At 41.7% G+C, this 24,949-nt stretch carries 27 protein-coding genes and 1 pseudogene; 10 read left to right on the forward strand and 18 right to left on the reverse strand.

The annotated features are described in order from the left end of the window. Window positions 1-9: 9 nt before the first annotated feature. From HWQ41_RS17135 to HWQ41_RS17170, 8 genes are all read right to left on the reverse strand, one after another. The gene (locus HWQ41_RS17135; protein ID WP_292765112.1) at window positions 10-1,224 is read right to left on the reverse strand and encodes an aminotransferase class I/II-fold pyridoxal phosphate-dependent enzyme; all 1,215 of its coding nucleotides are present in this window, start codon (window positions 1,222-1,224) and stop codon (window positions 10-12) included. Between the two features lie 113 nt (window positions 1,225-1,337). After that, window positions 1,338-2,393 (reverse strand): FkbM family methyltransferase, encoded by a 1,056-nt coding sequence (locus HWQ41_RS17140; RefSeq protein ID WP_292765114.1) that lies wholly within the window; start codon window positions 2,391-2,393, stop codon window positions 1,338-1,340. A 396-nt stretch (window positions 2,394-2,789) separates the two neighbouring features. After that, on the reverse strand, window positions 2,790-3,422 hold the full coding sequence (locus tag HWQ41_RS17145) for a NeuD/PglB/VioB family sugar acetyltransferase (protein ID WP_292765116.1): 633 nt from the start codon (window positions 3,420-3,422) through the stop codon (window positions 2,790-2,792). Next, a complete protein-coding gene (locus HWQ41_RS17150; RefSeq protein WP_292765119.1) occupies window positions 3,422-4,186 on the reverse strand; it encodes an SDR family oxidoreductase in 765 nt (254 codons plus the stop codon). The genes HWQ41_RS17145 and HWQ41_RS17150 overlap by 1 nt, the downstream gene beginning before the upstream one ends. Further along, window positions 4,183-5,256: a ketoacyl-ACP synthase III gene (locus tag HWQ41_RS17155; protein ID WP_292765122.1), complete on the reverse strand. Its 1,074-nt coding sequence runs from the start codon at window positions 5,254-5,256 to the stop codon at window positions 4,183-4,185. The genes HWQ41_RS17150 and HWQ41_RS17155 overlap by 4 nt, the downstream gene beginning before the upstream one ends. Before the next feature lie 7 nt (window positions 5,257-5,263). Then, on the reverse strand, window positions 5,264-5,488 hold the full coding sequence (locus HWQ41_RS17160; RefSeq protein ID WP_292765125.1) for an acyl carrier protein: 225 nt from the start codon (window positions 5,486-5,488) through the stop codon (window positions 5,264-5,266). 17 nt (window positions 5,489-5,505) lie between these two features. Beyond that, window positions 5,506-6,525 (reverse strand): ketoacyl-ACP synthase III, encoded by a 1,020-nt coding sequence (locus tag HWQ41_RS17165; RefSeq protein WP_292765128.1) that lies wholly within the window; start codon window positions 6,523-6,525, stop codon window positions 5,506-5,508. A gap of 98 nt (window positions 6,526-6,623) precedes the next feature. Continuing rightward, window positions 6,624-7,022: a tetratricopeptide repeat protein gene (locus HWQ41_RS17170; RefSeq protein ID WP_292765130.1), complete on the reverse strand. Its 399-nt coding sequence runs from the start codon at window positions 7,020-7,022 to the stop codon at window positions 6,624-6,626. Window positions 7,023-7,109: 87 nt separating this feature from the next. Here HWQ41_RS17170 and HWQ41_RS17175 point away from each other — a divergent pair, with 87 nt between their 5' ends. After that, window positions 7,110-7,247 (forward strand): hypothetical protein, encoded by a 138-nt coding sequence (locus HWQ41_RS17175; RefSeq protein ID WP_292765133.1) that lies wholly within the window; start codon window positions 7,110-7,112, stop codon window positions 7,245-7,247. A 695-nt stretch (window positions 7,248-7,942) separates the two neighbouring features. Further along, window positions 7,943-8,161: a DUF4327 family protein gene (locus tag HWQ41_RS17180; protein ID WP_012407469.1), complete on the forward strand. Its 219-nt coding sequence runs from the start codon at window positions 7,943-7,945 to the stop codon at window positions 8,159-8,161. A 44-nt stretch (window positions 8,162-8,205) separates the two neighbouring features. Here the strand turns inward: HWQ41_RS17180 and HWQ41_RS17185 are convergent, their stop codons facing one another. The 3 genes from HWQ41_RS17185 to HWQ41_RS17195 form a co-directional block, all read right to left on the reverse strand. After that, window positions 8,206-9,489, reverse strand: a complete 1,284-nt coding sequence (locus tag HWQ41_RS17185) for an FHA domain-containing serine/threonine-protein kinase (RefSeq protein WP_292765136.1) — start codon at window positions 9,487-9,489, stop codon at window positions 8,206-8,208. A gap of 207 nt (window positions 9,490-9,696) precedes the next feature. Continuing rightward, window positions 9,697-11,700 carry a serine/threonine phosphatase gene (locus HWQ41_RS17190; protein WP_292765139.1) on the reverse strand — a complete coding sequence of 668 codons (2,004 nt, stop codon included), beginning with the start codon at window positions 11,698-11,700 and terminating at the stop codon, window positions 9,697-9,699. Between the two features lie 230 nt (window positions 11,701-11,930). Then, window positions 11,931-12,743 carry a basic amino acid ABC transporter substrate-binding protein gene (locus HWQ41_RS17195; RefSeq protein ID WP_292765142.1) on the reverse strand — a complete coding sequence of 271 codons (813 nt, stop codon included), beginning with the start codon at window positions 12,741-12,743 and terminating at the stop codon, window positions 11,931-11,933. Between the two features lie 256 nt (window positions 12,744-12,999). Here HWQ41_RS17195 and HWQ41_RS17200 point away from each other — a divergent pair, with 256 nt between their 5' ends. Continuing rightward, a complete protein-coding gene (locus HWQ41_RS17200) occupies window positions 13,000-14,199 on the forward strand; it encodes a PLP-dependent aminotransferase family protein (RefSeq protein ID WP_292765145.1) in 1,200 nt (399 codons plus the stop codon). Between the two features lie 150 nt (window positions 14,200-14,349). On the opposite strand, the gene HWQ41_RS17205 is transcribed toward HWQ41_RS17200, so the two are convergent. From HWQ41_RS17205 to HWQ41_RS17215, 3 genes are all read right to left on the reverse strand, one after another. Continuing rightward, on the reverse strand, window positions 14,350-14,973 hold the full coding sequence (locus tag HWQ41_RS17205) for a J domain-containing protein (protein ID WP_292765148.1): 624 nt from the start codon (window positions 14,971-14,973) through the stop codon (window positions 14,350-14,352). A gap of 224 nt (window positions 14,974-15,197) precedes the next feature. Continuing rightward, window positions 15,198-15,809, reverse strand: a complete 612-nt coding sequence (locus tag HWQ41_RS17210) for an ATP-dependent Clp protease proteolytic subunit (protein ID WP_292765150.1) — start codon at window positions 15,807-15,809, stop codon at window positions 15,198-15,200. 120 nt (window positions 15,810-15,929) lie between these two features. Next, entirely contained in the window at window positions 15,930-16,592 is a 663-nt protein-coding gene (locus tag HWQ41_RS17215) for an ATP-dependent Clp protease proteolytic subunit (RefSeq protein ID WP_292765153.1), read from the reverse strand. A 238-nt stretch (window positions 16,593-16,830) separates the two neighbouring features. Between HWQ41_RS17215 and HWQ41_RS17220 the strand changes: the two genes are divergently transcribed. The 3 genes from HWQ41_RS17220 to HWQ41_RS17230 are packed head-to-tail and all read left to right on the forward strand — an operon-like array spanning window position 16,831 to window position 20,092. Further along, window positions 16,831-18,087 (forward strand): VWA domain-containing protein, encoded by a 1,257-nt coding sequence (locus HWQ41_RS17220; protein ID WP_292765156.1) that lies wholly within the window; start codon window positions 16,831-16,833, stop codon window positions 18,085-18,087. Then, a complete protein-coding gene (locus HWQ41_RS17225; RefSeq protein WP_292765159.1) occupies window positions 18,084-19,364 on the forward strand; it encodes a VWA domain-containing protein in 1,281 nt (426 codons plus the stop codon). The genes HWQ41_RS17220 and HWQ41_RS17225 overlap by 4 nt, the downstream gene beginning before the upstream one ends. 29 nt (window positions 19,365-19,393) lie before the next feature. Next, complete coding sequence (locus tag HWQ41_RS17230; RefSeq protein WP_292765161.1) at window positions 19,394-20,092, forward strand: SMI1/KNR4 family protein; 699 nt, start codon at window positions 19,394-19,396, stop codon at window positions 20,090-20,092. Here HWQ41_RS17230 and HWQ41_RS17235 read toward each other — a convergent pair whose 3' ends face one another. Further along, window positions 20,093-20,335 carry a DUF433 domain-containing protein gene (locus HWQ41_RS17235; protein ID WP_292765164.1) on the reverse strand — a complete coding sequence of 81 codons (243 nt, stop codon included), beginning with the start codon at window positions 20,333-20,335 and terminating at the stop codon, window positions 20,093-20,095. Window positions 20,336-20,495: 160 nt separating this feature from the next. On the opposite strand from HWQ41_RS17235, the gene HWQ41_RS17240 reads away from it, so the two are divergent. Next, window positions 20,496-20,771 (forward strand): hypothetical protein, encoded by a 276-nt coding sequence (locus HWQ41_RS17240; RefSeq protein WP_292765166.1) that lies wholly within the window; start codon window positions 20,496-20,498, stop codon window positions 20,769-20,771. Window positions 20,772-21,123: 352 nt separating this feature from the next. Here HWQ41_RS17240 and HWQ41_RS17245 read toward each other — a convergent pair whose 3' ends face one another. From HWQ41_RS17245 to HWQ41_RS34305, 3 genes and pseudogenes are all read right to left on the reverse strand, one after another. Next, window positions 21,124-22,401 (reverse strand): APC family permease, encoded by a 1,278-nt coding sequence (locus tag HWQ41_RS17245; protein WP_292765168.1) that lies wholly within the window; start codon window positions 22,399-22,401, stop codon window positions 21,124-21,126. A gap of 337 nt (window positions 22,402-22,738) precedes the next feature. Next, a complete protein-coding gene (locus HWQ41_RS17250) occupies window positions 22,739-22,981 on the reverse strand; it encodes a DUF433 domain-containing protein (protein ID WP_292765169.1) in 243 nt (80 codons plus the stop codon). Window positions 22,982-23,026: 45 nt separating this feature from the next. Beyond that, window positions 23,027-23,125 (reverse strand): annotated as a pseudogene (locus HWQ41_RS34305) (hypothetical protein); the annotation flags it as partial. 93 nt (window positions 23,126-23,218) lie between these two features. Here HWQ41_RS34305 and HWQ41_RS17255 point away from each other — a divergent pair. From HWQ41_RS17255 to HWQ41_RS17265, 3 genes are read left to right on the forward strand one after another with little or no spacing between them, the layout of a single operon-like run. Next, on the forward strand, window positions 23,219-23,605 hold the full coding sequence (locus HWQ41_RS17255; RefSeq protein ID WP_292765171.1) for a VOC family protein: 387 nt from the start codon (window positions 23,219-23,221) through the stop codon (window positions 23,603-23,605). A gap of 50 nt (window positions 23,606-23,655) precedes the next feature. Continuing rightward, a complete protein-coding gene (locus HWQ41_RS17260; RefSeq protein ID WP_366931680.1) occupies window positions 23,656-24,075 on the forward strand; it encodes a GNAT family N-acetyltransferase in 420 nt (139 codons plus the stop codon). After that, on the forward strand, window positions 24,072-24,905 hold the full coding sequence (locus HWQ41_RS17265) for an Rpn family recombination-promoting nuclease/putative transposase (protein ID WP_292765175.1): 834 nt from the start codon (window positions 24,072-24,074) through the stop codon (window positions 24,903-24,905). The genes HWQ41_RS17260 and HWQ41_RS17265 overlap by 4 nt, the downstream gene beginning before the upstream one ends. Window positions 24,906-24,949: the final 44 nt, after the last annotated feature.

Here is a 24,949-nt window from a genome sequence, read left to right on the forward strand (position 1 = left end):
ATATAAATTTTAGATATGTGAATAATATCGAACTTTGGAAAGTTCGCAAATATTTGTGACGACTAACTTGATAATTTGACAAATTTTACTAATATCTTCTGGTTTTAATGCTGTGCCTGTTGGTAGGCAGAGTACTCGATTGACAAGTTTTTCAGTTTTAGGTAGCAATAGCCTATTGTAAGGAAAATAAGAACGATAAGGTTCCATATTATGGCAACCTGGATAGAAGTACTTTCGAGCAATAACATTTTCAGCCTGTAATATTTCAACTAAATAATCTCGGCTTATACCAAAATCTTTCTCATCAATTTCTAAAACAATATACTGATAATTACATTTTTGTGTTTTGTCATAAGCAATAAGTCTTAGCCCAGGAATACCCTGCAATTCTTGTTTATATTGTTGGTAATTACGATAATTGATAGCAACAAACTCTTCTAAACTTTCAAGTCCTGTCAAACCCATTGCCGCTGAGGTTTCATGCATTTTCCCGTTTGTACCAATATAGATAACGTTATCGATACCGGCAAAACCAAAGTTAGTCATCAGGCGAATTTTTGCAGCTAATTCATCATTATTAGTCACAATTGCTCCGCCCTCAAATGTATTCAAAAATTTAGTAGCGTGGAAGCTAAAAACTTCGGCATCTCCAAAGCTACCAATCATACGTCCTTGATGTGAACAGCCGAAAGCATGAGCAGCATCAAACATTAATTTTAAGTTGTGGGTACGGGCAATTTTACTTAAAGCCTCCACGTTACAGGGACGACCCCATAAATGAACGCCAATAATACCTGTAGTACGTGGGGTTATTAATTGCTCTATTTGCTTTGGATCGATGTTGTGGGTTTTAGGGTCAATATCACAAAATACAGGGGTAATTTCTTGCCATTGTAGAGCGTGTGCAGTTGCGATAAAGGTAAAAGAAGGGACAATAACTTCGCCTTTTAAACCCGCAGCGCGGATGGCTATTTCTAATGCTATTGTAGCGTTACAGCTAGCAATGCAATGCTTTACTCCGACAAATTCAGCAATGCGTTGCTCAAATTCTTGTACATAAGGACCATTGTTCGTTAGCCATCTTCTATCTAAGATGTCATTGATGCGATTAAGTAAGCGTTCGCGGTTTCCAATATTAGGACGACCAACGTGTAATTTTTCTGTGAAGGTTGGTATGCCAGTAAATATAGCTAAATTATTCAACTGTTGTTTGATGTGAAGCATTTTTTAATTTTTTATTGGGGAAAACTTTAGAAAAGATTTTAAACAAATCACTATAGGATGTTTTAAAAGTGAGGGTCTTTGATATATTAAAAAGCGAAAATTATTTCTGCGGTTTATTCCATAACTTTGGGGTAAAGTACTGTTTCTTCCGAATGTATCGTGTAATGATCTATATACAACTGGTAGCCAATATCTAAACTATGGATAAAAATCGGAATATCAAAAATATCATTTGGTCTATGATATATAGAAATAGCAAGTTTTGGACGGAACTTACGGATAGTTTCTACAGCCCCATGTAAGGCACTTAACTCAGCACCTTCAATATCCATTTTAATAAAATCCACTCTATCTATACTTTTTTCATATACAAGTTGATCAATTGTGGTAGTAGCGATAGGTATTTCCGATGGAGTGTTACTAATATTTGCACCAGGTCCATCGCCATGTAAATAAAGCTGGGTTTCTGAACTATCCGTTAGAGCATAATCACTAATAACTACTCTCTCTGCCAAATCCTCATTTTGCATCAAATTGTAGCAAAATACATCTAAATTATGTGGCTCTATTTCAAACGAAAAAACTTTGCCTTCTGAACCAATACTTGATGCAAAAGCTATTGCTGTATCACCAAAACACGCACCAGCATCAATAACATAATCTCCTGGTTCAGGACATATTTGAACATTATTTATACTAAAGTAATACTGCTTGAACAAAAATGTCCAAGCTACATTGGCCCACCAGCAATCAATAGTAATATGTTGATCTTCAAAGCTAACCGCATACTTCTGCAATTCACCAAAAATACCAGAGTAATCTGTATCAGATTTTGAAACTATCATTTCCCTAGCTTTCTGTCTGTCTCGCCAGTGTTGTTCATTATTGCTAGGTAATTTAAAGTGTAGATGTCCTATCAGTCGGAAAAGTAATAAGTTTGTTAACCAATTCTTAGACTCAGAATCAGCTAGAATTTCGTGAACTTGCTGAAGATTTTCCTGATTTTGGAAAAGAAACTTCAGATAATAACTGTATGAGTCTATAAAAATCTGCCTATTGGTATGATCCTTTTCTGATGTTTTAAACCTATCATAATCCCAGTTATTTTCCTGAAAAGTATGAATATTTACATAAAAAGCATGGATAATATCATTGATAAATTGGGACATAACTTTTCTGTTACCATATTTCAATTGTAATTGCTCTATTTGCTTTGGACGCTTGACTAAATAATCATTCCCTGAACTTGCAATGCTACAAAAATTGTTGCGGTCAAAACTTCAGCAGCCCTTCTTGTGATTAGGCTACCCACAACTCTGCAAAAACTATCATTTGAAAATGCTTTACTTTCTTATCTGATAGGACTTACGCAAAACTACACGCAGTAGGGGCAATTCATGAATTGCCCCTACCGAAAAATAACGGTTTCGGCTATTGTTTGCGTAAGTCCTATCTGACACTCAATTTCCATAAAAATACACAATAATGCTTTTTTGTCCGAGTGTCGCCGATGGAAAAGTAACAAGCCGTAGTTATTTCGTAACTTTCGGCTAAGAGGATTCATCTTACAGCTTCCTAGCTGGATCTGCGAACATAGTAGAACCTTCGGTCACTGATCTCACGATTAATGCTCCTGCTCCTATTTTTGCTGAATTACCAATAGATACATGAGGCAGAACTTTAGCCCCAGTTCCAAAAAATACAGAATGACCACATTTGACACCGCCAGTTAGGTCTACACTGGCACTCAGAGTTGTATAATCACCTACTATAACGTCATGGCCAGCTCCTGAGAAACAATTAAAAGTTACGAAATTACCAATATTAGCGTCCGCTGAGACAATAGAAAATGGACATAAAATCACACCTTCACCTAGACGAGCCGTTCTTGCAATCACTGCTGTTGGATGAATCATAGTGGTAAATTTAGCACCTCTATTTTTTAAAGAAGTTACTAAACTCTCCTTGTCTTTAGGATCACCTACGCCAAGCAAAAATAAGTCTTGAGCAGCAGGTTGATAAGTACTAATTTGACCAAGCCAAGTTAATTTATAGTCAAAACCATCAAGAACATTGGGGATATCACTAATAAATCCATCTAATGGTGGAAATATGCCATGAGTCTGAGCATCATAGACCCAATTAATTAACTCTCGCCCAAACGCCCCTGCTCCTACTAATATGCAACGTTGTTCCATTACCGCACCATGTACCCACCATCAATGACTAAGTTTGTGCCAGTAATCCATCGTGAGGCATCAGAGAGTAAAAATAGGACGGTATTTGCTACATCTTCAGGCTTTCCAAATCCTAGTAAATGTCTCTCTTGAAGTTCCGAAATTGCGGCTGTAGCACTGACTGCTCTCCACTCAGCGATCATCTCTGTTTCTACTGCTCCAGCCAAAATGGAATTAGCCCGAATTTTACGCGGTGCCAACTCACAGGCAAGTGAGCGAACCATACCATCAACTCCTGACTTTACGGCAGAGTAAGCAGTCATACCTAGCTGACCTCTAGAACCTATGACAGAAGACATAAACACAATTGATCCACCATCGATTATTACACCTTTAGAAGATGAAGCACGAGCGATACCAAATGCTGCAAACAAACTGCTCTGAAGGAGACTTTCTAAATGAGATTGTTTGATCATTCTTGCTGGTAGAACTAATCCTAATCCTGCTGAATGAAATATGCCTGAAAGAGAACCGTACTTCCCAGGAATAGACTTTACCCAATCAGCTACCTCATCAGCATTAAACATCTCAAAAGGCAAAGCTACATGATTAGCTCCTGCCATAGCTTCAATACAAGCTGCCAACCTAGATTCGTTGCGACCAGAAGCCAAAACCTGCCCTCCACATTTAGCAATCATTATTGCAGCTGCTTTTCCAAGACCTGATGAAGCTCCTGTAACCAGGAAAACTTTTCCTTTTAGCGCATCGGGAGCAAATATACTCATAACTGAAAGTCAATCATCTCAACAACATCAAGTGGACCAACACTAAGTACAGTAGAACCCCAAGAATAACCTACACCGAAAGCAAACATTGCCAAACGGACAGATTTTTCTTGTAATAACAAACCCAGATTATCAGTCATGAGTAATGGGATAGAGGCACTACTGGTGTTCCCAAACTTATTGATGTTGATGGGAATCCGATCCATTGGCAATTTTGTCTTTTTAATCAAGTGTTTGAGCATAAATAAATTGGCCTGATGAAACAGAAATGTATCAAAATCCTCTGCTTTGTATCCTGAAAATTCAAATGTCGATGATATCAAGGGAGGAACTACTTGCATAGTGAAGGTAAATATTTCAGTACCATCCATGTAAAGACAGTTTGGGTCTTTACCTTCTAATCTTGGATCGTTTGCAAGAGAATAATCTTTAGATGCACCACGAGGGATAATCAAGTTATGAGATCCCTTTCCATCAGTACCAAGTATAAAAAAAGCATCATTTGAAGAATTCTCACAATACTCTAACGCAGTCACAGTTGCCGCATCTCCAAATAGCATGGCGGTAGACCGATCGGACGAACTTATAACCTTACTGCTGGTGTCACCAACTGCCAGAAGAACACGTTTAGCAGCCCCTGTTTGAATCATATTTAAGCCTAGCCACAGAGCATAGGGATAAGCTGAACAGCCAAGATTAATATCAAAGGCTAAACACGAAGGCTGAAGTCCAAGACGACCATGAAGTGAACAAGCAGTGGCTGGTAGACGATAATCTGGTGTTTGAGATACGAAAATCAAAGCATCAATGGATTCTCTTTGCCAGTCTAAACCGCTTAAAAGACGTTCTGCTGCTTGGTAACAAAGGTCTGCTGTTGAAACGGCTTCATCTACCCAACGTCGATGCTCAACACCAATCATCTTAACTACTTCCTTAACAACATCTGCACCAAATTGTTCTACAAAATAGTCATTAGAAATTTGACGATTTGGCAGACAAGCTACGACTCCGGCTATACGACCCCCTTTTGTTCTAAGTTGCTTGCCAACTGGTGTGTTGATGACACTCATATATGAATTATCCTCTTTGCTTTTGGGAGATGAGTTTTTCAATATCTCCCACTGTCTGAGAAGCGGCAAGAGAGTCTCCATTCAGCATCACATTAAAGCAGTCATCAACTAGCGCAATTGTAGAAATAAATGCAAGTGAATCCCAGTCCATTCGAGTTAGGTCAAGGCTTGGAGAAACTTCGTTGACATCAATTTCAAGTATTTCAGCTAGACCTTCGTAAAAAGCTTGCATGATTTAACTCCTAAAAATCAAAATTTAACTACCGTTCCAGCCCAAGAATACCCAACTCCAAACCCTAATAGCAATAATCTATCTCCTCGCTTTAAGCGAGATTTATTAAGCATTGACTCCAGGGTAAGGGGTATGCTTGATGATACTGTATTTCCGCACCTCTCTAAAAAATTGGGAAACTTTTCCTCTGGTAAATCGAGCTTTTTTCGTAAGGCATCGAGGATAAACTGATTAGCCTGATGCAAAACAATATAGTCAAAATCATCTAAACATCTGCCGCATTTTTTTAGCAAATCATTTATCGCTTTTGGCACGGAAGAAAGTGTAAACGCTATCACTTCAGAACCATTCATGTATAGGTTGTCTTGTGACCTCACATTCCCAGAATCATCAACTTCTTCTTTTGCCGTATGTTCAGACCGTGCAGAACGGAAACCACCTGTTTTCACGATTATGTTATTGGCTCCATTGCCATCAGTTCCAAATACAAAAGGCCCGATAAATTCTTCATCTGTTTCGTCTGATGCTTCAATTAAGGTGGCTGTTGCCCCGTCGCCAAATAAGGTACGTACACTCTTATCCATAGGATGAATGAATTTTGAGTAGGTATCTGCCGTCAGGAAAAGAAGCCTACGAGCAGATCCGGTTTCGATGAGTCCTTTAGCAACAGATAAGCCATAAACAAAACCAGAACAGCCAAGGTTAATATCAAAGGCCCCAGCAGTATTAGGAATTCCCAGACGATCTTGGAGTAAACAGGCGGTGGTAGGTAAAAAGTAATCTGGTGTTTGAGTACAGAGAATAACAAAGTCGATATCCCCAGGAGTAACAGTATTTTGTTCAAATAACTTACGGGCTGCCTTAAAAGCTAAGTCAGCAGCAGTTTCATCCTCTACCGCAATATGTCTTTCAATAATTCCTGTTTTTTGATAAATCTTTTCAGAAGACCAACCTGGATATATTTTGGTTAATTCATCATTATGCAAAATTTGTTTGGGCAGATATGATGCAATGTCAACTATTCGAGAGCGAAACATATTTTTTTATAGAAATATCGAATTAACGATTATTCATGGACGAGTCCAAAGTTGAAATAATTTCATCTTACTGTTAATAAAGTGAACTAATTAACCACTTAGCGATCGCTCTTTCCTTCTTGCTTCTTAATCTGCTCTAAAACAACTTTGTAATCTTGCCGTTCAGGGTGCAACTTCACCAGCTTCTCCAAAGGTTCCATCGCACCTTTAGCATCCTTCAAGTGCAACCGCACCACAGACAGTTTCTCTAAAGCAAGTTGGTTTTCTGGTTCCCGTTGTAAAACCAGCTCGTAGCCCCGCGCCTGTTGCTGTAATCCTGACTCAGCAGAAGGAGAGGCAATTGCTGGCTTAGGTTGACTAGCCTGTTGTATTACCGGAATGACTGCAAACACCGTAGAACCAAAAAATGAGAATATCGACACTATCGTGACAATCTTTTGTCGCCGCTCAATCTGCTTTTTGCGGGTAATTAAGTATTCTTCCCCCGAACTAGCCATCCCTTACATACTTGCTGTGGTAAATACTTAGGTATCAGCAAGCCTCCTCTTATGAAGATACCCATCTGCCCAACAGAAACTAACATCTTGGCTACAAATTTTTTACACAAAATTCAAATGCTGACTCTGAAGACGAGGGAACTTTATGGTAAGCCCATGCTGTACCGACAATTTTGCCATGCGATCGCTCCTATGCTTCAAAGCAAAACCCTCTCCTGCACCTAAACAGGGCAACCCTTTAGGTTTTATTCTCTAGGCAAAACATTAAAATTATATAAAGATTTGCAATTCATTTGCCTAATGCCAGATGTTTGCGATATTCTTAATAACGTTTAAAGAAACAGAAACAGTAGACATTTCTACTCAATTGCAAATTTCCCTGTCAGTCAAAAACTTTCAAACTAGCCCGTGTCCTATGGGTTCTTCAACAACCAGACATATTTTTCGTGATTCAAACAAATAGAATTTTCCCAGTCGTCCTCAGTCACACTACTTAGTGCAACTTTCCCAAGGACTAATTATTCTGCTCGGCGTCCATAATATATCTCTTACAAAAGGTACTGTTGCACTCTTGTGTAGAAAGGGTAAAGGTTAAGAGGAAAAAGAAGACGGGAAAAGGGAAAAGGGAAAAGGGGAAACATAAGTATCCCTTACCCCTTCATCCTTTAACCCTTACTCCTGAGCCTTTGTCTGGCTTCTGCAAAAAGTTTAAGGACTGCTTGGTGGAATTGGAGTTTTGTGGTGGTAATTACCGTACAAAACCGAATTTACCAGTAATTTAGTAGAGTTTGTTATGGTATAGTTAGAAAGTTAAGACTAGCTTTACCAAATTACACCACTCTACGGACCGGCAACAATTGCAGAATGGGAAGCGGTTTTAATTAAGTATTTACCAACAAAATCTGAATTCAATCGAGGTTATGACTCAGCAAGTGATTCACCCAATGGTGAAATTGCAGCGCAACGTGCAATCACTCATAGAATCGAATATTATCAAGCCAAGCGATAGCATCTGGAAAATCGCTTTGCTCTACGGTAATGAATGGCAGCACTGGAAACAGGAGCTGCTGGACTTTGGCTTTAGTATGCAAGACCCAGTTAGTGAATTGTTAGCTGTAGAAACTTGGGATGAAGAATAGGGCAGAGGGCATAGGGTTTTTTAATATTCCCTACTCCCCACTCTCTAAACTTTGCAAGCAGCTAAAGCCGCAGCTAGCTCCTTTGCAGTTTGGTAACGAGCGCGTGGCAATGGTTCTGTAACGCGGTCAATCACATCTCTTAATTGGGAACTAATGGTGGGAACCTTTGCCACATCAAACCTGAAGTTTCGCCCTCGTTGGCGGTAATACTTGAACGGGTTTTCTCCTGTGAGCAGAAAAATCAGCGTTGGCCCAATTGCATACAAATCAGATTGAGTCAAAGGTTGTCCTCGTTCTTGTTCAGGAGCGCAGTAACCTTCTGCACCAATTCGAGTACCGGGCGCTGTGCCAATTTCCTTAACTGCGCCAAAATCTAGCACCACTATACGATTCAAAGAACTTCGCACCATTAAGTTGGCGGGTTTAATATCGCGGTGAATAAGTGGAGGCTCTAGGCTATGAAGATAGTCTAAGATATCGCAGGTTTGGATCATCCAAGCGATCGCTTGGCTTGGTGTAACTGGCCCAGTGGTATAAACGCGTTTCTCTAAATCTTGTCCGTGGATTAGTTCCATTGCCAAGTATTTTTTTCCGTCTTCTACAAAGAAATCGTAATACTTGGGAATTCCAGGATGGTTAAGGGATTTTAGAGTGTACGCCTCCCGCTCAAATAACTCTTGAGCTTTGGCAATTTTCGCCATATCAGCATTCATTTGCTTCAACACCAGCAGTTGTGGCATACCCGCAATTACACCAGCCGCATCCCAAGCGAGATAAGTAGTACCCATACCTCCTTGTCCGAGAATTCGCAACACCTGATAATGGCGAATCCTCTGTTGCACTGAGAGAGGTTGACCGCAGTGGATGCAAAACAGATTGTTCGGTGAGTTACCTTCGTGCGTGCAAGTGGAGGATGAATTTGCCGGATTTTTTGCTGAGTAAAGTGTCTCGGCGGCGTTTTCCACTGTCCCTTGCATTTGTTGCGATCGCAAACCAGTTTCCAGTACTGTTACCTCCTGAATTTGGAATTGCAGTATTGGGCCTCCCTGTGCCAGTTGCAAAAGGGAATTATCTGGTAACGGACTCTGAATCACAAGGACACCGTTGAGGAAAGTGCCATTTGTACCCTGACTAATCAGTTGCCAAACATTGCCATTGCTAGGGGAAGCGACTTGTCTCAGTTCTAGATGATGCCGCGAAACCAAACTATCACTTAAAACAACGTGATTATCTGCCGCTCGACCAATCCGAATTATGGAGGAGTTCTCAAAGCACCACTGCTGGAGGGGCGTTTTCTGTTGCGGTTCTAACAGAGTCAGACTAACCACAATACAACCTATAAGGTAAATGGATCAGGGATTGGGCATTGGGCATTGGGCATTGGGCATTGGGCATTGGGGATTAAACTTATCCGTAAATTTAGGTTTTAACCTCTGATTTGTAAGGCTTCGAGGTTAATTCACGGATATGTCTATTGGGAATTGGTGATTATTCTTTCTTATACCCTATGCCCCATGCCCCATTTTCATTTATGATTAACTTTCCAGATTTGGGCGTACTTTTGCCCGAATAAGTATACCAGTAATGTTGTCATGACCATTGTGTTGGTTCGCAAAATCAATTAAGTCTGTAACGCCCCGTTCTAAGTTAACGCCAGAACTAAGTAAGGGTTCTAAGTGGGTCTGCCAATGAGTTTCTAGTAAATCATTATCTGATAGACCGTCCGATGCCAACAGCAGAAGAGTATCTTCATTGATCTCGAAAAAGCCGACATCGGGATTAATCGAGTTTTCATCACGAGGCCCCAAGGCTTGGGTGAGTTGGTAGGCATCTGGGCGGGCGTAAGCTATGCTTGCTTCTACTCCGCGCGTAATTTCCCGTTGCCCAACTTCGTGATCTACTGTGACTTGTTCTAGTCCCCGCTTGCGTGTCAAGCGATAGAGACGGCTATCTCCCACATGAGCAACTGCTGCTTGAGTATCTTGAATTAAGAGCATTACCAAAGTTGTACCCATGCGCCCCACTCCAGAACGGGCATCTTGTTGATTGAGCTTGTAAATCGCCTCATTAGCTAAATACACTGCCTCACGAATGCTATCTTCTGTTGGCAGTTGGTTAGCAATCCAGTGTTCTTGAAAGTATTGCCGTAGGGTGTTGACTGCTAACTCGCTGGCTATCTCGCCGCCAGCGTGTCCACCCATACCATCACAGAGAATATACAAACCATGCGCTTCCAGGACTCGACTTTTGGGCAATTCCAGCTTGTGAATTTTGGTTTCAATGCCAAAGTAGTCTTCGTTATGATGACGTTGACGCCCCACATCTGTGCGTCCTGCATCTTCTAAGCTACTTAACTGCATCGCCAGCACAACAGTTGGCATATCATCAGTTTTGCTAATGATATCTTCTGGCTCATCTGATTGCGGGATAGTTGGCACAGCAGTATTTTTCTCCTTTATGGGGGGCAAAGTTGCGGTTCCTAGTGCTTCCAGTTCAACAGAGATTTCCTCCAAACGCGATCGCAATTGTGCGATTGTGTGAATCTTACCTACATCTAAATCCCCCAACATCTGGACTACAGAGCCAAATTGAGTGCGTTGAGACTGCCTAAATAGCGCTTGCCAAACCCGCCCCAAAGCTTGGATAGTTAACGGTTGCTCTGGAATAGCAGATGTTTGAGCTTGGGCATCTTCTGGCGACTCGGTGGCGGGCTGAGAATTCGATGATTCCACATACAACCTCTGTAGCGCCAGCGTTTGGTCTTCATCCAATCGCAAATTCGACAAATCTAAAAGGCTTTGACGACAATTTACTGGTTCCAATAATGCCCAAAGTTGGGTCATTTGATAACACCAGTGTAAAATTTTTAACGAACTCGTTGTTTCTTCTTGCCACAGGTCGAGTAAATGCTGCCAATCCGAGCGGTCTTCGATTATTACTACCTGGATATCACCCTGCTGCCATGCATCGTGAATCGGCGGTATCCCCCGCTGACCTTGGGATTGTAAGGCAATATAAAGTTTAGCAAGGCGAGGAATTCCACTTGCTTCCACTGATGGCGTTACTAAATCTGATTGCTGACTTGCTAGTATTACCTCAATGGGTGATATTTGATACGGCTGGCAGTCTAGAACTCTCGCACCCACATCAGTCATGGTGGCAGTTTCTGTTTGGGCAGGTAGCGAATCTAACAATTGATAGCGCTCTTGGGGGTCTAAATAGGAGCCTAATGCAATCTGAGAACTAGGGGATAGAGGAGATGAGGAGGATATTGCTCCCTCATCTGCCTCTACTGCCTCTACTCCCTTATCTCCCTCATCCCCGTCTATTCCCAAAGCTTCCCCACTCTTTTCCTTAGCAATAATTGCCCAAAACACTGTTCCACATTCCGTGCCACAGTTTTGACAACGTAGTGCATTCACAGGTACATCATCGGTACTGCATTCAGGACAGACCTTGTGGGTCAGGGACGTGCCACAGTTTTGACAGAATTTGTTGCTATTGGGGTTTTCAAATTTACACTGAGGGCAAATCAGCATAGTGGAAGTTCCTTAATTCCCGTTCCAAGGTGCTTCTAGCCACTAAGATCCAAGGTGCCACAATTGGCTGTCCCTGACTACAGTAGACCTACAAGAGATTGTAGTTGATCAATGAATTTTGGTGGCAGTATTAATTGTGACGCATATTAGATAAATATTTAATATATTATTGGCAGCCAATTTCTTATAAATGGGTGAGTGGGGAGTAGGGGAAGCAGGGGAATGAAGAACTATTGATTATTGACCAATGCCCAAGAATCTGGTAATTGCGGAGGTTCAGCGTTAAACCATTTTTGATAAATTTGCTTGTAAGTGCCATTGGATAACAAAGTCGCTATACCTTTATTAATTGCATCCAGATGGGGGGAGTCTTTAGGTGTAGCAATCCCGTAGTATTCTTGGGTAAGCAAATCGGCAACAACTCTGATGCCTTTGAGTTTGCCATTTTTAATCGCATACAAAGTAGCGAAAGCATCGCTAACCACAGCATCAACATTGCCATTGAGTAAGTCTTGGAAAAATTCTGGCCCAGAATTAAAAGTACTAATTTTGGCGTTGGGGATGGTTTTGGCAAAATCTGCCCCAGTGGAACCAATTTGTACAGCAATTTTTTTACCTTTGAGACTATTGAAGTCTTTAATATTTTGGTTATCTTCGCGTACAGCGATCGCTAGTCCGGCTTTAAAATAAGGTCGTGAAAAGGAAATTGTTTTCAGGCGTTCTGCGGTAATCGTAATCCCACTAATTGCGGCATCGACTCTTTTCGCTTGTAAAGTGGAGATCATGCCATCAAAGGGCAGACTTTCAAGCTGGACTGCAAAACCTGCTACTTTAGCGATTGCATTCATCAAATCAATATCAAAGCCTTCCAAGTTCCCGCTAGCCCTTTGGATTTCAAAAGGGACAAAGGTGGGGTCTGTCGCCACCTTGAGAGGTTTAGCATCTGAGTTAGTAGTGGGATAGAAACTTTTACAGGCAATCATTAGTAGCAGACAGCCCAAGCTGAGAATTAGCTGCTGCCACTTGAAATTAATTAATTTCACTCTAGTAATTCCATTCTATTAGTCAATATTCACGATACTTGTCATGATGTTAATAAGAAAGAATACATCCGTCAGGAGCCAGAATCCACAATGAATTTTGGAAGACTAACGAAAGTTTAAGACCCCACTCTCTTAAAAAATGACGCTCCTGCGTCGCTAATATTGCCCTAAAAGATTGGAGGCTTCCTGCGATCTGACTTTTAGCTAATTACCTTTTTGTGTGTTCTGTATTCTGACTCCCAATTTTTAATTGCTTATGGCTCCCACCACCCCTGCTTACCAAATTACTGATTTATTCGCAGAACGAGCTAGAAATCTGACACCACCAACCTATGGTACAGAGTTAACCAAAATTATCACCGTTAGCTTTGCCTACGGTCTAGCTGATCCAATTCTCTTTCCCCACGCTGACTTGGCTGCTGCAAGTGCCGCTGTGCTGGCAGAAGAGGCTCCGATCGCCCTTAATTATGGGCCACCTTCAGCCCAATTGTATGAACAAATCATCCTCCGCTTGCAGGCTAAAGGAATCGCTACCGATCGCGATCGCGTGATCGTTGGCTACGGTTCTGGTCAGATTCTCGGCTTACTACCAGATGTGTTTGTCGAACCTGGTGATGTGGTAATTGTGGAAGGCCCAACTTTCCTGGGAGTAGTTAGTAGATTTGTCCATGCTGGCGCACGCCTGATTAGCATTCCTGTGGATGAGATGGGGATGGATGTGGACGCCCTAGAAGAAACTTTGAGCGATTTGAAGAAACAGGGCATTCGACCCCGGTTTATTTACACCATCCCCACTTTTCATAATCCCACAGGCGCTACTATGCCGTTATTTCGCCGCCAAAAGCTGGTAGCGTTAGCGGCTGAGTATGGCGTACTGGTGGTGGAAGACGATGCTTACAGCGATTTGCGTTTCCAAGGTGAAACTGTGCCACCCTTGGCAACCCTCGACAAGGAGGGGTGGGTGTTATACGTGAGTACCTTCTCGAAAATTATTGCGCCTGGCGTAAGGCTAGGCTGGGCTTGTGGCGATCCAGCAATTATTGAGCGGCTGGCAATGTTCAAAAGTGAGGGGCCTGTGGGGCCGTTTGTCAGTCATGTGGTCGCCCGCTACTGTGCTACAGGCAAACTAGATCATCACATTCAGGAGCTAATTGCCTGCTATAAGCATAAGTGTAATTTGTTGTTAGAGGCGATCGCTCAAGAGTTTCCCAGTGATATAGTTGCTTTGCGTCCCGATGGCGGCTTCTTCGTTTGGTGTAAATTGCCACCAGATATCAGCGCCAAAGCACTTCTAACTGCTGCTGGTGAACACGGCGTCAGTTTCCTGCCAGGAACTCGCTGCTATGCCAATGGACAGGGAGATGATGCCATCAGGTTAGCTTTTAGCTTTCAAACAACTGAAAAGATTGTCGAAGGAATTGCTACCTTGGGAGCAGTGTTGCGCGGATGGCGGTAATGACTAGGTAATTCGTAATTCGTACCTCGTTCCCAGTCTCCGACTGGGAATGCCTTTTGGAAGGCTCCCCCCTCCCGTCTAAGCGGCAGAACCCCAACAAAGAGCATTTTCTTCTTTGACCTGGAAACGAGATTTAAAATTTTGTAAACTTTAAAAAATTTGTTCTAAGCGCTGGAAATCGCGCTGCACTTCATACCAGAGACTTTTATTATGGGGGTCTGTCTTCAGAGCTTTTTTGAGATAAATTCTGGCTTTGAGCAGTTGGTTTTCGGTAATTAGTGCCCGTCCCCAAATTTGATAGGCGATCGCTAGCCATTGGCGAACTTCTGCATCTGTTGACAAACGATCTGCTAAAGCTTCCGCCAGTGCGATCGCTTGAGGAAATCGTCTTTCTTGCAAAAATCGCTGCAATTGCTCATAAGTCTTCCACTTCAGCCGTTCTTCTATTTCCAACAGATTAGGCGGCTTTAATTTCCCTGGTTGTTGGCTTGTCACCGTTGTTACTGGTGTTTTCTGCCAATGCGTTGCTTTAGCGTCATCACGCCCAGATGTTGACACCTGACTTAAATGTGCAGCTGTTTCCTCTGGCAGTACTACCGTCAGCAGGAGTTTATAAGCCTCTGTCAAGGCAATAAACTTATCTTTGGCTTTGTTGTCATCTGGGTTGATATCGGGATGATATTGCTGCGCCAGTCGTCGATAAGACGCTTTGATGTCAGCAAAAGAGGCTCCCGACCTTAAACCCAATAAACGGTAGCAATCTCCAAGATCCATCTTGAGCTATGAGCTATCGAATATCCACCTAGAGGCTATCAGCTATCTGCTTCAAGCCTGAACTATTAATAATAAGGGCTAATTTGCTATTTTAAAGTTCAATGTTGACAGTTTGTTTAGGGAAGGGAGTAGGGAGTTAGGAGTTAGGAGTTAGGAGTTAAGGAGTTAGAATTCTTCCCCTGCTTCCTCATCCCCCCTACTCCCTACTCCCTACTCCCTATTCCCTACTCCCCTACTACTACGGAGGTTCGTTCTTCAATCACACGGTCAATTAAACCGTATTCCTTAGCCTCTTCGGCAGACATAAAAAAGTCACGATCCATATCTTTTTCAATTTTTGCTATGGTCTGACCCGTTTTATCGGCATAAATCCCATTGAGCTGGTGACGAATCCGCAGAATCTCTCTAGCTTCAATTTCGATATCGGTTGCTTGTCCACGGGTGCCACCTGAAGGCTGGTGAATCATAATCCGTGAGTGAGGCAATGCTAGCCGTTTGCCTTTGGTGCCAGCTGCCAGCAGGAAAGACCCCATTGAAGCCGCTAAACCTACGCAAATAGTCACTACATCTGATTTGATATGTTGCATGGTGTCAAAAATAGCCATGCCAGATGTAACCATCCCACCGGGGGAATTGATGTATAAATAAATATCTTTACCTGGATCATCTGAATCCAGATACAGCATTACAGCAATAATTTGATTGGCAATTTCATCATCAATATCTCGCCCTAAGAAAATAATCCGTTCCCGGTAAAGGCGATCGTAGATGCTAATCCAATCTGTATATTGTCCTCCGGGCATCCGGTAAGGAACTTTAGGAACGCCTATAGGCATAATTTGCTCCGTTTTTAATAATTTGGGGATGATCGCAGATTGAGGACTTAGGAGTTAGGAGTGAGGAGTTTTCAATAACTCATAACTCATAACTAAATTAAAGGACACTAGCAGGGAGTGTTAAAGGACACTAGCAGGGAGTGGGGGATTTGCGAGTTCTTCTTTCTCAAAAACTCGGTCAATTATCCCGTATTCTTTCGCTTGGTAGGGTGTCAGATATAACAGCCGATCCATATCTTTAATAATTTTTTCTGGAGGCTGTCCGGTGGTGCGATGCAAGATATCAACTAACGCCCCTTTATTTACCAAAACTTCCCTGGCGCGAATTTGAATATCCGTTGCTTGACCTTGAGCGTAGCTCTTGGGCTGATGCAGGATAATCGAGGAGTGAGGTAAACTAGCGCGGCAACCTTTTGTACCAGCACTGAGGAGCATCGCTGCCATACCCATCGCGGAACCGACGCAGATGGTGTGGATAGGAGGCTTGATATATTTCATGGTGTCAAAGATGGCGAAGGCTTCGGTTTCAAAGCCTATGGGTTCGCCACTGTAACCGGAAGTGCCGGTGGAGTTGATATAGATTTTAATCGGCTTTTCGGGGTCGTCGGACTGCAAAAACAACAACTCGGCCACGATTAATTCGGTGACAGCAGGCACCAGTGGCATCCCAATATAGACAATTCGCTCCTTCAACAAGAGGGAAGGTAAATCTGGCGGCGGTGTCCGGTAGAAGTTATCGCCGTAATAAGGGGCTTGAACAGCCTTGATTGGGGAAATGTCCATAGCAACTGATCGCCTGAAACTATGCCGTTAACTGTAATACATCCTAGCGCGATGCACGCTTCCCTCAAGGTGCGGATTTCTCCCTAATGCATAAGGTGGCTTAACATCTGCCAATGCTTGGCTTCTAAGATATTCTGATTATATTAGTGTATTTGTGTTGGATAAGTTTTCCGTAGAGCTAAAGTAGTGCTTTGAAGTTATTTATAAATATGTATATCCTGAATAGGGACTTTGAGTTATGAAGGTTAGTTTGCAGCCTGCCTTGAATGATGGTAATTTGGACGCAAATCAACTGAACAGTCAACGTCAGTTGGGAATTTCGATTTCAGCGATCGCAGAAAATCAAGACCGCCACGTACCCCTGAATTTATGCTTAATTCTCGATCATAGTGGTTCGATGAACGGGCGAGCGCTAGAAACGGTCAAAAAAGCAGCGATTCGTCTGGTAGATAGGCTAAATCCTGGCGATCGCCTCAGTGTTGTAGTTTTTGATCACCGTGCCAAAGTCTTAGTACCCAGTCAAAGTATCGAAGATCCAGAGAAAATCAAACAGCAAATTAATCGCTTATCTGCCGATGGTGGAACTGCGATTGATGAAGGACTGCGTTTAGGGATTGAGGAGTTGGCAAAGGGCAAAAAAGATACTGTTTCCCAAGCCTTCCTATTAACCGACGGGGAAAATGAACACGGTGATAACAATCGCTGTTTGAAATTCGCCCAATTGGCTGCTAGCTATAATTTGACTTTGAACACTTTGGGATTTGGTGACAATTGGAACCAAGATGTTTTAGAAAAAATTGCCGATGCTGGTTTGGGTACTTTATCTTATATTCAAAAACCCGAACAGGCAGTGGAGGAGTTTAATCGCCTGTTCAGCCGCATTCAAACGGTGGGATTGACTAATGCTTATCTGTTATTATCTCTAATGCCCAATGTCCGGCTAGCGGAACTCAAACCAATTGCCCAAGTTTCCCCAGACACAATTGAGTTACCACTGCAACAAGAAACTGATGGACGTTTGTCTGTGCGGTTGGGAGATTTAATGAAAGATGCGGAACGGGTAATCTTAGCTAATATTTATTTGGGACAATTGCCAACAGGTGAACAAGCGATCGCTAATGTGCAAGTCCGCTATGATGACCCAGCCGCCAACCAGGTAGGTTTAGTTACACCAAATATCCCAGTTTATGCCCATGTAGTGAAAAATTACCAAGCAGACCCGAATCCTCAGGTGCAACACTCTATTTTGGCATTAGCTAAGTATCGCCAAACTCAGTTAGCCGAGACGAAATTGCAACAGGGCGATCGCTCTGGTGCGGCGACAATGTTACAAACGGCTGCTAAAACTGCCCTGCAAATGGGAGATAAAAGTGCGGCGACGGTGTTGCAAACTTCTGCCACCCAGCTACAATCTGGTGGAGATTTATCTGAAAGCGATCGCAAGAAAACTAGAATTGTCTCCAAAACCGTTTTGCAAGATACCCCTCCGCAATGAAAGTTAAATTGCTATCGGCGTTAAATGACAATAATGTTGATGTGGCTCAAACAAGTAGCCAACGTCAACTAGCAATGACAATTTTTGCGATCGCTGGTGAGTTTGACCAAAATCTGCCTCTTAATCTCTGCTTGATTTTAGATAAAAGTGGTTCCATGCATGGACAACCAATAAAAACGGTGATCCAGGCAGTGGAAGGATTAATCGATCGGTTGAAAGTAGGCGATCGCATCTCAGTTGTGGCTTTTTCCGGGTCTGCGGAAGTGATTATCCCCAACCAAGTGATCCAAGACCCCGAAAGCATCAAATCTCAAATTAAAAGCAAACTCAGTGCTAGCGGCGGTACTATAATCGCTGATGGTTTGGAATTGGGAATTACAGAACTGATGAAGGGTACAAGAGGCGCTGTTTCCCAAGCGTTTCTCCTTACGGATGGGCATGGTGATAGCGGTTTGCGAATTTGGAAGTGGGATATTGGGCGAGATGACAACAAGCGCTGTCTTCAACTCGCGCAAAAGGCTGCCAAGCTGAACCTAACTATTAACACTTTTGGATTTGGCAATAACTGGAATCAAGATTTGCTGGAAAAAATTGCTGATGTCGGTGGTGGGACTTTAGCCCATATTGAACGTCCTGAACAAGCAGTGGATCAATTTAGCCGACTGTTTGGACGGATTCAGTCTATTGGGCTAACTAATGCCTACTTGCTATTATCTCTAGTGCCCAATGTCCGACTAGCAGAATTGAAACCCATTGCCCAAGTCGCCCCAGACACAATCGAGTTACCAGTGGAACCAGAAGCTGATGGTAGCTTTGCTCTACGTTTGGGAGATTTGATGCAGGATGTAGAACGGGTAGTTTTGGCTAACATTTATCTCGGACAGTTAGCAGAAGGAAAGCAAGCGATCGCTCATCTACAAATTCGCTATGATGACCCATTGGTTAACGAAGAAGGTTTACTTTCGCCCTTGATGCCAGTGTATGCAGATGTAGTACTGGCGTATCAACCGACATCCAATCCCCAGGTTCAGAAGTCTATTTTAGCATTAGCCAAGTATCGCCAAACCCAGTTAGCCGAGGCGAAATTGCAACAAGGCGATCGCACTGGTGCAGCCACAATGCTACAAACGGCTGCTAAAACTGCTTTACAAATAGGAGATAAAGGGGCAGCGACAGTATTGCAAACTTCTGCCACTCGCTTGCAAGCTGGAGAACAACTTTCGGAAGCAGACCTCAAGAAAACTAGGATTGTATCAAAGACTGTTTTACAAGAATAGTAAAAATTGATTTTGTTTGGAGGTGTAGAATGTCAACAATAAACTCTGTTATTGATAAGATTGCAATCCTTGCAGAACAGAGTGGTTATATAGGCTGTCTTGAATATTGGAGTGTTTGCGGCGGCTATAATCCAGATTATCCTCCAAGATTAAGTGTTGAGCAGATCCAGGAACTTACTCATGATTATCCGTTTCATTTACCATTAGAACTTTGCGAACTATACCAAAGGGGTAATAGTTGTTTGCCTATTGGTGTCAACCCCAACAAAAATTGGGATTCCTTCGACAGTTATTTTCCATTTGAATTTCCATTGAGCGACGATGTTTTTTTCCCATTAGGAGAAGCAATTAATCAATATCGCTCTATAGCCTCTTGGTTAAATAAGGACGAACACAAATCACGGCTATTAATAAACGCAAATAATAGCCAACAAAAAGTTCCATCTTCTCTTCTGAATAGCAAAAGTTTTTCTTCACGCTTGTTTCCTATTTATAGCACGGAGAATGGCTTATACGTTGTAGTTGGTAATGAAAAACAACAGGAAACATCACCAATACTCTTTTTATGGGAAGATTTAGTAATTTCTATGGAATGGCCAAGCCTTACTTGCATGATGCTAGGAATGGCAGAAATCATGGAAAGAAAAATGCAGTCACCAAAGCCTAATGGGTATGAAATCGAAGCTATTTGGCACAAGTATGCTGCCGCAGAGAGTGGTAATCCCTGATCAAGCAACAGTTTCATAGCTGTTAGGTAGTTCAATAATGCGATCGCTCAAGTAGGACGATGCAAAAATTAAAGCTTGCTGAATATCTTCATCTTCTAATTCGGGAAACTCTTGGCGCAGTTCTTCACGATTAGGGTAAGTAGCTAATAACTCAATCACTCGACGAACGGTAAGGCGAAGATTACGAATAGAGGGCTGTCCATTCATACGATTGGGATTGCTGGTGATGCGATCTAATTTCATGGAAGTAACACTATCTCCTGATGAAAATCATCATCAATATATATTGCTTTATGCCAAGTTAATGAGAAACGATTGTACTCCAAGCAAAATTTTATAGCAAGGAACAGTAAATAAGACTTCTGCCACTAAAATAGAAAAATCATTCACGAGCGTTGTACTTATGGGTAATGAAGTTGAACTACTTGAACACTGGCGAGAACTCACACCCCAAAAGGAACAAAAAGTTTTGGAGTTTGTTGAACTACTTAAATCTGAGTCAGAAACAACACCCAACGAATCTGATTTTGTGCCACAAACACCCTTAGCCAAAAAATTATGGTCAATTCGACAACGAGCGATCGCTGCTGGATTGCAACTTCTCAACGAAGACGAAATTGAACTTGAACTTGCTCGTCGAGGTGGATTCCGTGAGTCGTCACACAATTTTGGATTTTAGATTTTAGATTGACTCCATGCATAAAGTCACTTGAAAAGCCAACCAAACCAATGCACCGAGTAACGGAAATCCAGATTATTTCAATATAAAGCGATCGCTCACAACCAAAAGCCCTGCCACAGCAAGCATTTAGGCATTATGGCGGTTCCAAAGGGAGAAAAAAGATTTCATTCCTCAATTGAGCAAGTCCATAAATAAATTTACCTTTGTTGAAGCCAGATGGCAGAGATTGTTTTTCTGAGGCTGATGGATGATTACCCATCAGCCACAACTACCTAACAACGTTACCTGATTGTAAATTAATGCAAACGTGGACTACCACAAATGCGTCTTAGAGTTGAGCAAAGCTTCTTCAAAGGTGCATCTGTCGGTTGTTTGACAGGTAGTAGATTACTTCGATACTTATGGCTACTCCTACCATGAATATTAAAACCCAGACGGTTTGTGGATCTGTTTGCAAAGCAAACCAAATTAACATTCCTAGTGCCACCAAACATATTCCAGCACCTAGAAGTGAAATCCACTGCTTACTTTTCGTATAACGATAAAGACGAGCATTAGCTAAATTAACCGCAGCAAATATCAGGAGAAACCCAGCACTACCCATCGTTGAGATCCGACTTATATCAAAGAAATTGGCGATTATTAGAGTAATACCACTAGTAATAAATAAGCCAATTGAAGATTGGTCAGAGCCATTTATTTCGCTGCCAGAGTCAAACCCCCTAGATTTAGCAATAACAGAGCTAAAACGAGCTGAACCGTAGAGTGTTGCATTACTAGCCGAGATAGTTGATAAAAGAGCAGCAATAGTAATCAAAACAGATCCAAATTGCCCCATAATTGGTTTGGCAACTTCAGCCAAAGCATAGTCTCTTGCGGCTAAAATCTGTTCTATTGGTTCTGCTCCCAATGTGACGAGTGCTATTAAAACGTAAAGCAAAATAACGAACCCGATTACAGAGTAATAAACTCGTGGCAAAGTGTACTTGGGATTGACAAGATCCTCCGCTGTATTGGCGATTAGCTCAAAGCCTTCATAAGACAAGAAGATCACCATTGCTCCTGCAAAAATTGACTGTAGCGACGACACTGAGACTGGTTCTAGACGGGAAATGTCGATATGACTGATCCCCATAGTAATGAACAGTATCAAAATCCCTAGTTTGAAGCTGACAATCCAGATTTGAGATTTACCAATATGATTGGCAGTTAGTAGATTTAGTCCAGTTGTCCCTAAAATTGCCAAGCTAATCAGTAAGTGCTTCCAAATAGGTTGAGTAGACTCTGTGAACAGGCTAATTCCATAACTACCAAAAGCCTGCAAGTAAAACGAAAGCATGACTATATAGCTAAACCATAGTAGAAGATTCAGTGTCCCACTAAACAGCCCTAGACCAAAAGCCTGGTTTAAGAAAGTTACTGTCCCACCTCGACATGGATGAGCTACCGAAAGTTTTGCATAAGCATAAGTAGTTATCAAAGCTATTGTCCCGGCGATAACAAATGCTAGTGGTGCGCCTGCATCAGCTATTTGAATTACAACTCCCAGCGCTGGAAAAAGTCCACCGACAATGCCTCCTACACCCAATGCCCACACAGACCAAAAACCTATTTTTTTGCTTGACACCTGTAACCTCTTTAGGAATAGATAGTCTTATAGTCGTTGACCAGCACGCAGATAATCAAGCTGAACAATGTTATTAGACTATTCTCTGTCCATACACGCTACTACTGTGTACAGCTACTTGAGCCAATATCGCGCAAGAAAGGTACGCATCACTTGGCTGTCGCAAAACTTTATTTATAAGGCTTTAGAGCGAGTTAGAAGTTCCCTTGCTTCTTTTGGTTTCTTACTTGCGCCCAATTTTATAAGCAAATTCCTGATTAACACTATTTATGCATTCATTCTAATCTATGACTCATTAAATCCTTCATCATTAGCTCTCTGGATTGGTAATCCCTGATCAAGCAACAGTTTCATCGCGGTTAGGTAGATCAATGATGCGATCGCCCAAGTAAGACGATGCAAAAATTAAGGCTTGCTGAATATCTTCATCTTCTAATTCGGGAAACTCCTGGCGCAGTTCTTCTCGATTAGGGTAGGTAGCTAATAACTCAATCACTCGACGAACGGTAAGGCGAAGATTACGAATAGAGGGTTGTCCATTCATGCGATTGGGATTGCTGGTGATGCGATCTAATTTCATGGAAGTAACCCTAGTTCCTTACGAAAATCATCGTCGTATATTGCTTCATGCCAAAATGTAGCAGTTCTGATCTAGAGTGATAAATATTGCTCTACGTAAGTCAGCGTCTTTAAGGCTGGTGGCATCAAGGGTTGCATTTTCAAGATTAGCACTTTGCTAAAGCCCTTATCTTGCCAAAACTAGCAAAACTCTGCTAAAAGTGCTAAAGGTAAATGATTGGTAGCTTGAGAATTACACATGAAAACCACTGGTATTCATCATGTAGCTATTATTTGTTCTGACTACGATCGCTCAAAAAGATTTTATGTAGAAGTTTTAGGATTTTCAATTATTCAAGAGACTTTTCGCGCCGAGAGAAATTCTTATAAATTAGATTTACGAGTTGGAGAAAATGCTCAAATAGAGTTATTCTCATTCGCAAATCCTCCAGAACGGGCTAGTAAACCAGAGGCTTGTGGTTTAAGGCATCTTGCTTTTCAAGTTGATGATATTGAGCAAACTGTTTTTTATTTAAAATCAAAAGGGTTAGAAGTAGAGAATATCAGAGTTGATGAAATTACAGGTAAAAAATTTACTTTCTTTAAAGACCCAGATAATTTGCCATTAGAGATTTATGAACATTAGGCTTTAATATGCTCATTAGGGAATATAGACTATCTGATACTAACATAATAATGAAACTCTTTTACGATACAGTTCATGAAATCAATATTTGCGACTATACTCAGGAACAAGTCAATGCTTGGGCACCGGAATGTATGGATGATGAAGTTTGGCAGAAAAGATTACAAGCCAAGCTTCCCTACATTGTAGAAAATAATGATGAGATAGTTGGGTTTGGAGAATTAGAACCCGATGGTCACATTGATTGTTTTTATTGTCATAGCAAATACCAAAGAAAGGGTATTGGCTCAAAACTCTTAAGTCATATAGAAAATACTGCCAAATTCCGAGGAATTAAACGGCTATATACAGAAGCGAGTATTACTGCAAAGCCATTTTTTCAAAACAAGGGATTTAGCATAGTCAGGGAACAGCAAGTAGAACTGCGGGGAGTTTGGTTTCAAAACTATGTAATGGAAAAATACCTGTGAATTTTGACAATATCTGCAAATTTTTAGCTGAAAACTTCTCCAGTGACTTCGCAACTTGGTTATTAGGCGAACCCATCACTTTAACCGAATTAAGTCCAAAAGAATTATCTCTCGAACCCATTCGGGCTGATGCCTTAATTCTGCTACAGTCGGAGCAAAACATATTACATTTGGAATTTCAAACCCAACCAGATGCTGAAATTCCTTTTCGGATGATTGACTATCGGTTGCGAGTATATCGCCGCTTTCCACACAAAGCAATGCATCAAGTTGTGATTTACCTTAAGCAGACAAATTCCGATTTGGTGCAACAAAATACATTTACAATTTCTGGGACACGCCATGAATTTGCAGTTATCAGACTTTGGGAACAACCAACTGAAGTATTTCTGAGAACGCCTGGACTGTTACCCTTTGCGGTTTTGAGTAGTACAATTGATCGAGAAGCCGTGCTTAACCAAGTGGCACGGGAAATTAATAGTATGACAGAATCAAGAACTCAAAGTAATATTGCTGCTTCCACAGCGATTTTAGCTGGTTTAGTATTAGACAAAGAGGTTATCAGACGAGTTTTGAGGTCAGATATTATGCGCGAGTCAGTGATTTATCAAGATATTTTAGAAGAAGGCAAGGCTGAAGGCAAGGCTGAAGGCAAAGCTGAAGGCAAGGCTGAAGGCAAAGCTGAAGGTAAAGCTGAAGCTTTACTTGAAGTGGCAATAAATCTAGTTAATACTGGTATGCAATTAGAACAGATAGCAATAGTTACAGGGTTATCAATTGAGCAGTTACAGCATTTACAGGCACAAGTAGAAGGCGACGTACATCAATAAGGTCTGATTAAATACATGTTTATCAGAGTTGCGTCAGTCCAATA

Source organism: Nostoc sp. NOS(2021), assembly GCF_017115025.1.
GTDB lineage: Bacteria > Cyanobacteriota > Cyanobacteriia > Cyanobacteriales > Nostocaceae > Nostoc.

Coding starts and splice junctions, on each gene's coding strand:
- HWQ41_RS17230 (WP_292765161.1), top strand. CDS start 19,394: ATGTCAACAATAAACTCTGTTATTGATAAGATTGCAATCCTTGCAGAA.
- HWQ41_RS17165 (WP_292765128.1), bottom strand. CDS start 6,525: ATGTTTCGCTCTCGAATAGTTGACATTGCATCATATCTGCCCAAACAA.
- HWQ41_RS17225 (WP_292765159.1), top strand. CDS start 18,084: ATGAAAGTTAAATTGCTATCGGCGTTAAATGACAATAATGTTGATGTG.
- HWQ41_RS17150 (WP_292765119.1), bottom strand. CDS start 4,186: ATGAGTATATTTGCTCCCGATGCGCTAAAAGGAAAAGTTTTCCTGGTT.
- HWQ41_RS17220 (WP_292765156.1), top strand. CDS start 16,831: ATGAAGGTTAGTTTGCAGCCTGCCTTGAATGATGGTAATTTGGACGCA.
- HWQ41_RS17135 (WP_292765112.1), bottom strand. CDS start 1,224: ATGCTTCACATCAAACAACAGTTGAATAATTTAGCTATATTTACTGGC.
- HWQ41_RS17170 (WP_292765130.1), bottom strand. CDS start 7,022: ATGGCTAGTTCGGGGGAAGAATACTTAATTACCCGCAAAAAGCAGATT.
- HWQ41_RS17235 (WP_292765164.1), bottom strand. CDS start 20,335: ATGAAATTAGATCGCATCACCAGCAATCCCAATCGTATGAATGGACAG.
- HWQ41_RS17145 (WP_292765116.1), bottom strand. CDS start 3,422: ATGGAACAACGTTGCATATTAGTAGGAGCAGGGGCGTTTGGGCGAGAG.
- HWQ41_RS17215 (WP_292765153.1), bottom strand. CDS start 16,592: ATGGACATTTCCCCAATCAAGGCTGTTCAAGCCCCTTATTACGGCGAT.
- HWQ41_RS17240 (WP_292765166.1), top strand. CDS start 20,496: ATGGGTAATGAAGTTGAACTACTTGAACACTGGCGAGAACTCACACCC.
- HWQ41_RS17180 (WP_012407469.1), top strand. CDS start 7,943: ATGACTCAGCAAGTGATTCACCCAATGGTGAAATTGCAGCGCAACGTG.
- HWQ41_RS17255 (WP_292765171.1), top strand. CDS start 23,219: ATGAAAACCACTGGTATTCATCATGTAGCTATTATTTGTTCTGACTAC.
- HWQ41_RS17200 (WP_292765145.1), top strand. CDS start 13,000: ATGGCTCCCACCACCCCTGCTTACCAAATTACTGATTTATTCGCAGAA.
- HWQ41_RS17205 (WP_292765148.1), bottom strand. CDS start 14,973: ATGGATCTTGGAGATTGCTACCGTTTATTGGGTTTAAGGTCGGGAGCC.
- HWQ41_RS17155 (WP_292765122.1), bottom strand. CDS start 5,256: ATGAGTGTCATCAACACACCAGTTGGCAAGCAACTTAGAACAAAAGGG.
- HWQ41_RS17160 (WP_292765125.1), bottom strand. CDS start 5,488: ATGCAAGCTTTTTACGAAGGTCTAGCTGAAATACTTGAAATTGATGTC.
- HWQ41_RS17140 (WP_292765114.1), bottom strand. CDS start 2,393: ATGTCCCAATTTATCAATGATATTATCCATGCTTTTTATGTAAATATT.
- HWQ41_RS17190 (WP_292765139.1), bottom strand. CDS start 11,700: ATGCTGATTTGCCCTCAGTGTAAATTTGAAAACCCCAATAGCAACAAA.
- HWQ41_RS17210 (WP_292765150.1), bottom strand. CDS start 15,809: ATGCCTATAGGCGTTCCTAAAGTTCCTTACCGGATGCCCGGAGGACAA.
- HWQ41_RS17250 (WP_292765169.1), bottom strand. CDS start 22,981: ATGAAATTAGATCGCATCACCAGCAATCCCAATCGCATGAATGGACAA.
- HWQ41_RS17260 (WP_366931680.1), top strand. CDS start 23,656: ATGAAACTCTTTTACGATACAGTTCATGAAATCAATATTTGCGACTAT.